The 7,269-nt window shown below is 28.8% G+C and carries 8 protein-coding genes and 1 pseudogene; 2 read left to right on the forward strand and 7 right to left on the reverse strand.

Annotated features, from left to right (window positions below; all coding sequences use genetic code 11):
• Window positions 1-273 (reverse strand): annotated as a pseudogene (locus CHL78_RS19055) (glutamine synthetase); the annotation flags it as partial.
• 312 nt (window positions 274-585) lie between these two features.
• On the opposite strand from CHL78_RS19055, the gene CHL78_RS19060 reads away from it, so the two are divergent.
• On the forward strand, window positions 586-1,356 hold the full coding sequence (locus CHL78_RS19060) for a 3'-5' exonuclease (protein ID WP_094366779.1): 771 nt from the start codon (window positions 586-588) through the stop codon (window positions 1,354-1,356).
• A gap of 32 nt (window positions 1,357-1,388) precedes the next feature.
• On the opposite strand, the gene CHL78_RS19065 is transcribed toward CHL78_RS19060, so the two are convergent.
• The 4 genes from CHL78_RS19065 to CHL78_RS19080 all read right to left on the reverse strand — a co-directional run bounded on the left by CHL78_RS19065 (window position 1,389) and on the right by CHL78_RS19080 (window position 4,470).
• Window positions 1,389-1,715: a hypothetical protein gene (locus CHL78_RS19065; protein ID WP_094366778.1), complete on the reverse strand. Its 327-nt coding sequence runs from the start codon at window positions 1,713-1,715 to the stop codon at window positions 1,389-1,391.
• 125 nt (window positions 1,716-1,840) lie between these two features.
• Window positions 1,841-2,593 (reverse strand): exodeoxyribonuclease III, encoded by a 753-nt coding sequence (locus CHL78_RS19070; RefSeq protein ID WP_094366777.1) that lies wholly within the window; start codon window positions 2,591-2,593, stop codon window positions 1,841-1,843.
• 53 nt (window positions 2,594-2,646) lie between these two features.
• Entirely contained in the window at window positions 2,647-3,597 is a 951-nt protein-coding gene (gene galT / locus CHL78_RS19075) for a galactose-1-phosphate uridylyltransferase (RefSeq protein ID WP_094366776.1), read from the reverse strand.
• Window positions 3,598-3,630: 33 nt separating this feature from the next.
• Window positions 3,631-4,470 (reverse strand): sulfurtransferase, encoded by an 840-nt coding sequence (locus tag CHL78_RS19080; protein ID WP_094366775.1) that lies wholly within the window; start codon window positions 4,468-4,470, stop codon window positions 3,631-3,633.
• A gap of 201 nt (window positions 4,471-4,671) precedes the next feature.
• On the opposite strand from CHL78_RS19080, the gene CHL78_RS19085 reads away from it, so the two are divergent.
• On the forward strand, window positions 4,672-5,895 hold the full coding sequence (locus tag CHL78_RS19085; RefSeq protein WP_094366774.1) for a pyridoxal phosphate-dependent aminotransferase: 1,224 nt from the start codon (window positions 4,672-4,674) through the stop codon (window positions 5,893-5,895).
• 97 nt (window positions 5,896-5,992) lie between these two features.
• Here CHL78_RS19085 and CHL78_RS19090 read toward each other — a convergent pair whose 3' ends face one another.
• Entirely contained in the window at window positions 5,993-6,418 is a 426-nt protein-coding gene (locus tag CHL78_RS19090) for a DUF1667 domain-containing protein (protein WP_094366773.1), read from the reverse strand.
• 2 nt (window positions 6,419-6,420) lie between these two features.
• On the reverse strand, window positions 6,421-7,269 hold an 849-nt coding region (locus tag CHL78_RS19095; RefSeq protein ID WP_116041718.1), incomplete at its 5' end, for an NAD(P)/FAD-dependent oxidoreductase.

Consider the following 7,269-nt stretch of genomic DNA (forward strand, 5'->3'; position numbering starts at 1 on the left):
CGTTGTATCTGGCATTAAATCAACTTTTGCATCATTTAATGTAGCTATATTATAAAGCTCAACACTTGATCCATCAGTTTGTATAGCTGAATTTAAAAACTCCCCTACATCTTCTAAAAATAATTCCATAGGTATTTTTTCATCAATTGCATTACCACCTAAGTCAACTCCCATTAAAGACACGAACCTTATGTTTTTATTCTCATTTAAGATTCTCTTTAAATCTTCTTCACTGTGATTTGATTTTTCTATTGTATATAGCATTTTACTCATAAATATAATTCCTCCCATGCATGATGATTCAGTTCCCTTTTTCATGTACCTTTTTATATTTTTTTAAATTATAATTCGACTTTTTTCTTGTTAATATTATATACTATGTTTGAAAGATTCACAATATTTTTTTATTTACTTTAATCTGTATTTTATGGGTATATTTAATTAATAATAAAGTTAATAAGTTAAATATAACATTTTCCTGAAATGGCATACTAAAAAAAATATTTTTTTATTGTAATCATGCTTTCAAAATACTATAAAATAACTTATGATATTATATATAAGAAAATTTAGGAGAAAAATAATATGGAATATATAGTTTTTGACTTAGAGTTTAACCAAGGCTTCGATAGATCTCTTAATAAAACTGTGCCTAATGAAAAATGTCCTTTTGAAATCATTCAAATTGGAGCAATAAAATTAGATTCTAAGTTTAATATCATAGATACCTTTAATAGCTACATAAAGCCAAGTATTTATAAAGAGATACATCCTTTTATTGGTAAGATGACTGGAATCAATAATTCTCATATAAAGGATGCACCAAGCTTTTCTCAAGCATATAAAGAGTTCAGAAAGTTTATATCTTCAAAAGATCCAGTTCTTTGTGTCTGGGGAAGTGGAGATTTAAAAGAGCTTTATAGAAATATAATGTATCATGGTCTATCGCTGAAAAGCTTACCAAAATCATATATAAATATTCAGCAACATGCGTCTAAATATTTTAAAAATCCATCAGGAAAAAGTATTGGATTACAAAATTCAATAGAGTTATTAGGCTTAGAAGAAGAAAAATCTTATCATAATGCCTTAAATGATGCGTATTATACAGCTCAAGTATTCATCAGAATATACTCACCTAGTATTGTTCCTGAGATGTATATATATACACCTATTAAGCCATCTAGAGTTAAGCGTAATACTAAAACACAAATTGATTATAATAGTTTATTTAATGAGTTTAAAGCTATATTAAATAGAGACTTAACTGAAGATGATAAAAAGATTATTGATCTAGCCTATAAAATGGGGAAAACTCATCAATTTTTAATAGATGTGCCAATAAAAAAAAGATAGATATCTGTATAGATGATCTATCTTTTTTAATTTTATATATTTATAAATAACATTTTTGAAGACTCATATTGCGCAAACTCTATCGATGTTATTTCTCTTACCGAGTCTCTTGTATATTCTTTACTTCCAATAAGTACTTCCTTATCTCCAAGATTTGCATATATTTCATTAAGTAGTGTCAAAAAGTGATCAACCTTTATAGTATCATCTTTTGATCTTAATACAGTTACACTTTGTTCCTCTTGATCTTTATATACTGAATCTATTCCATAGATAATATTCTCTTCTTTTATATATACAATCTCTCCACCTAAATTTTTCCCTTTTTCCAGCTTATTAGTAAGATCTAATATATTCATAAACATATCCTCCCTTGTAAAAATATACTTAACAATTTACTACCTATAAAATCGAAAATAATAATAGGTAAAATTTTACTCTATATATTTTATTAGTGAATATGTAAATATATGCTTATTTTTTATTATCTCATAACTAATTCTACTGGACAGTGATCTGATCCTAATATTTCTGAGTGTATGTCTGCACTTACTAGTCTATCTTCTAATTTTTTAGATGCACAGAAGTAATCAATTCTCCACCCTGCATTTTTTGCTCTTGCACTAAATCTATACGACCACCAAGAGTAAGCTCCTTCTTTGTCAGGATTAAAGTATCTATATGTATCTATAAATCCAGCATCTAAAAGTTCAGTAAACTTACCTCTCTCTTCATTTGTAAACCCAGCATTTTTTCTATTTGTTTTAGGATTCTTTAAGTCTATATCATTATGAGCAACGTTTAAATCTCCACAAACTACAACTGGCTTTTTCTCATCTAATGCTAATAAGTAGTTTCTAAAATCATCTTCCCACTTCATTCTGTATTCTAATCTCTTTAACTCACTTTGAGAGTTTGGAGTGTATACTGTTACAAAGTGAAAATCTTCAAACTCTAAAGTTATAACTCTTCCCTCATTGTCATGTTCTTCTATATTTATACCGTATGCTACGCTTAAAGGCTCTTGTTTTGTAAATATTGCAGTTCCTGAGTAACCTTTTTTTACTGCATAGTTCCAGTATTGGTGATATCCTTCTAATTCTAAATCTATTTGTCCTTCTTGAAGCTTAGTTTCTTGTAAGCAAAGTATATCAGCATCTACTGATTTAAAATAATCTAAAAATCCTTTGCCCACACAAGCTCTTAATCCATTAACGTTCCATGATATAAACTTCATGATGCCTCCTAAGTAGTTTAATTTTTATATTTTTATCTTACCCAATTATTTTCTTAGTCAAACTTGATTTTTTGCGCTAAAGCCTCAGGTTCACTAGATGATACATACATATCTGACCCAACTTCAAATCCTCCAAAGTTAAACTTCCTAGGAATTATATGAATATGTACATTAAAATATTTTTCAGAGCTACATTTAAGCGGGTGAGTATGAATACACATATTAAAAGGTGAATATCCATTAACATTATAAATATTTTCAAATAATTTTTTTACTATAATAGATAACTCTTTTATATCCTCTTCTGAAATTTCTTCAAATCTAATCTTTTCTTTAAAAAATATTCTTATTTCACCACTATATTTACTTGCATATGGAGCTATTACTAAAAATTTGCTACCATTATGAATTATTCTTTTCTTTTCTTTAATTTCATTAGATATTATATTTTCATATAGGCAATTACCATTTTTCTCGTAATACTCTTTTGCAACGCTTATTTCATTTTTTACCTCTGGAGGTATTAAAGAAAGCGACATAATTTGTGAGTGAGGATGAGCTAACGATGCACCTGCCTTTCTTAAAAAGTTTTTAAAAATTGTTATATATTCAATTTTTTTATCTTCTTTTAAAGCTTGGTATCTATCTTTATACATCTTAAATAAAGCCTCATACTCTTCATAGCTCATATTAAAAAAACTACCATTATGTCTATACGTATCTATTATAACTTCATGTTCCCCATATATACATTCATTTAGATTGTCTATTATAGGATATTTATTATATACAGACCTTGTAATCCATTTATTATTAATCTCAATTCTTGAGGTTTCTTCAGTAGTAAGGTTTTCATTTTCTCTACAAAAAGGGCACTCTTTTTCGTATTCATTAGTTATTTCTTCTTCTATTTCTACTTTGACCTTGTCTAGTGGTCTTTTAGCTCTATCATATGCTAGTATTACTAGATCGTTAGTAATAGAATCAACTCTTAATTCTTTCACAATTTAAGCCCCCTTTTATTAAATACATAATATTTATAGAGTATCTACAGTATTTTCCTTATAAGATACCCAATCGCTATAACTACCAGCATATATCTTATGTTTTAAACCTATCTCAGCTAGTGCTATACTATTTACTGTTGCAGTAATACCTGAACCACAATATAATATAACTTCATCATAACCATCTATTTCTTTAAAGTGTTTTTTTAGTTCTTCTTTACTTTTCATAACAGGATTCCCAAATTCATTATTTTTTAATACATCACCATAGAAATAATTTACTGCTGTAGGAATGTGCCCAGCTATTTTATCTATAGGCTCAAATTCTCCTATGTATCTTTTATATTCTCTTGAGTCTATAATTAGTGACTTATTATTTTTTATAGCTTCTTTTATATAATTAACATCACATATGTAATCTTTGTTTACATTAACTTCATAATTACTAGCTTCTACATCAACATTTACTTCGCTACTAACTTTTCCACCATTTCTTATATACTCTTTAATTCCACCATCTAAAACATAAACCTTCTCATGGCCCATGTATTTTAGTAAAGACCATGCTCTACCAGCCCCAGCTATCTCTCCATCATCATATAGTACTATTTCACTATCATTGTTTATTCCAATGTTGTCTAACTTTATTTTTAATATTTCTAAATCAGGAAATGGGTGTCTGCCCCCATGTTCTTTTACTTCTGATGTTAAGTCGTCCTCCATATCAAGTCTAAAACTTCCAACTATATGATTTTTTTCATAAGACTCTTTACCATAACTTTTATTCATCAAATCAAAACGGCAGTCTATTACTATATATTTATTTTCTTCTAATTTTGATATAAGCTCTTCACATGTTATAAAATTCATGATTTTATACCTCCATAATGTCTATTTTACCTACCTTATATTATATCAATTTTTTTTATATATTGTCATTTTATCTAATCATATTTTCATTATATATTATTTGTTTATAATGATTTTTAATATTTACTGTGCTACTATAATATTGATAGCAATTATTTCCAAAATTAATTTAATAATGTAAAATTATAGGGGGTATTTTAAATGAAATATTCAAAGAGATTAAGCTCTATGCAAGAATCTCCAATTAGAAAACTAGTTCCTTATGCAATAGATGCAAAATCAAGGGGAACTAAGGTATATCATTTAAATATAGGTCAGCCAGATATCAAAACACCTAAAGGATTCTTCGATGCAGTTAAAAATTTTGATAGTGAAGTATTAGAGTATGCAGTATCACCTGGTATTCCAGAGTTAATCCATGCTATTAGGGACTATTATACTACTTATGATATGCATTTTAATGATAGTCAAATATTGATTACTAATGGTGGTAGTGAAGCCTTACTTTTCACTATAATGGCAGTTTGTGACCCAGGTGACAATATCCTTGCCCCAGAGCCATTCTATACTAATTATAATGGATTCTCTCAGTGTGCAAATGTTACAGTTAAACCTATAACTACTAAAGCTGAAGAAGGCTTCCATTTACCTAGTAAAGAAGAAATATTATCTAGAATAGATCCAAATACAAAAGCTATATTATTATCTAATCCAGGTAATCCTACTGGTACAGTTTACACTAGAGCTGAGATTGATATGATTGCACAGATAGCTAAGGAAAACGATTTATGGATAATAGCGGATGAAGTGTATAGAGAGTTTGTATATGATGGCTTAGAATATACAAGTTTTGGAAATATTGAAGAGATCGAAGATAGAGTTGTAATAATAGATAGTGTTTCAAAAAGATACAGTGCATGTGGTGCAAGAATAGGTTCTATAGCCTGTAAAAATACAGGACTTATATCACAAATACTTAAGCTTTGCCAAGGTAGACTTTGTGTTGCTACATTAGAGCAAATAGGTGCTGTTGAATTGTACAAAACTCCTACTTCTTATTTTAAAGAAGTTAATAATGAATATAGAAAAAGAAGAGATGTATTATATGATGAGTTGATGAAAGTTGACGGAGTTATATGTAAAAAACCAACTGGCGCATTTTATATAGTAGCTAAGTTACCAGTTGAAAATGCTGAAGAATTTGTAGTTTGGATGCTTAATGAATTTAGCGATGAAAATGAAACGGTTATGCCATGTCCAGCTGAAGGATTCTATGCTACCGAAGGACTAGGTCGTGACGAGGTAAGACTTGCTTACATACTTAACGAAAAGGATCTTCATAGAGCTGCTATACTTCTTAAAGAAGGACTTGAAAAATATGTAACACTAAAAAAATCAGAAGTTTTAGCTGGATCAGAAGCTTAAATAATAAAAAAACTGACACTTATATAGTGCCAGTTTTTTTATTATTAATCACAATACTAAATTATTACTATAACTAATAGTTAATGCTATATTAAATTTAGTACTTATTATTGCATTCTATAGTTTTAGTACTTATAACATTTACTCCAGTACCTAAAACATTTTCTATTATAATATCCCCTATCTTAATAGGTGCAGTTACATTTACTTTATCTAGTTCTTCCATAATTTCAAAAATCATACCTTTTGGTACTGAATCTTCTGTTTTAACAGGCAACAAATTTAAGTAAGAATTATTTAGTTTTACAGTTGTAGTTATCACTCTTTTAGGATTAGTTAACTCCTCTACTGCATACTTTTCTCCTCTTCTACATGTATTACCCTCTACTTTATAATGGTCATTAACCTTCTCTACATATAAATGGCATCCCATAGGACAAACTATACAAGTTAGCTCAGTTTTATTTGACTTTAATAGTTCATCATCTTCATAAGAAATCGCAAGACAATCTAATGCATTCATATCTAAACCTCCTCAACACTTACAGAAATATTACCTGTAATATTTTTTAATGTATCATATTTTAAATTAATACTTTCCATCTCAGACGGTATCATATGCAATCTCTTCTTTTCTAAAACAATATTGTCTCCACTTCTTACCACTAACTTTTTGTTTTGGCATATATTTTGTACTCTCATAAACAAGTTAACATCTTCTTTACTATTTATATCTATGTGCTGTGGAACTATATATCCTATACCTTTACCAGCTATAGTATCTACAGTTTTATTTTGTTCTAATGTATTTAAACAATATAGAGCTGCATTCTTTCCTGCTATTTTACTTTCTTTAGTTACAAAATCAACAAGATCATGAACATGAACAACATTACCACAAGCAAATACACCATCTATATTTGTTGCCATAGTGTTATTTACTATTGGTCCACTTGTTTTAATATCAAGATTTACTCCTGCTTCTACACTAAGTTCATTTTCTGGTATTAGTCCTACAGATAATAACACTGTATCACAATCTATACGCTCATCACTTCCTGCTATAGGATTTCTATTTTCGTCCAAATTTGTAAGAGTTACTCCACTTACTCTATCCTTTCCATGAATATAACTTATAGATGTACTTAACTTAAGCGGTATATCGAAATCGTCTAGGCATTGAACTATATTTCTTGTTAATCCGCTTGAATGAGGATTTATCTCTACTACCGCTTTTACCTTAGCACCTTCTAAAGTCATACGCCTAGCCATTATTAAACCGATATCTCCTGATCCATATATAACTATTTCTTTACCTACCATATAACCATCCATATTACTAAATCTTTGAGCCGCACCTGCTGTGTACACTCC

Source organism: Romboutsia weinsteinii, from assembly GCF_002250835.2.
Taxonomy (GTDB): Bacteria; Bacillota; Clostridia; order Peptostreptococcales; family Peptostreptococcaceae; genus Romboutsia_A; species Romboutsia_A weinsteinii.

What these genes read in the sequence shown, in the direction of transcription:
- CHL78_RS19085 (WP_094366774.1), top strand. Translation starts at nt 4,672, where the DNA reads ATGAAATATTCAAAGAGATTAAGCTCTATGCAAGAATCTCCAATTAGA.
- CHL78_RS19080 (WP_094366775.1), bottom strand. Translation starts at nt 4,470, where the DNA reads ATGAATTTTATAACATGTGAAGAGCTTATATCAAAATTAGAAGAAAAT.
- CHL78_RS19060 (WP_094366779.1), top strand. Translation starts at nt 586, where the DNA reads ATGGAATATATAGTTTTTGACTTAGAGTTTAACCAAGGCTTCGATAGA.
- CHL78_RS19090 (WP_094366773.1), bottom strand. Translation starts at nt 6,418, where the DNA reads ATGAATGCATTAGATTGTCTTGCGATTTCTTATGAAGATGATGAACTA.
- CHL78_RS19070 (WP_094366777.1), bottom strand. Translation starts at nt 2,593, where the DNA reads ATGAAGTTTATATCATGGAACGTTAATGGATTAAGAGCTTGTGTGGGC.
- CHL78_RS19065 (WP_094366778.1), bottom strand. Translation starts at nt 1,715, where the DNA reads ATGAATATATTAGATCTTACTAATAAGCTGGAAAAAGGGAAAAATTTA.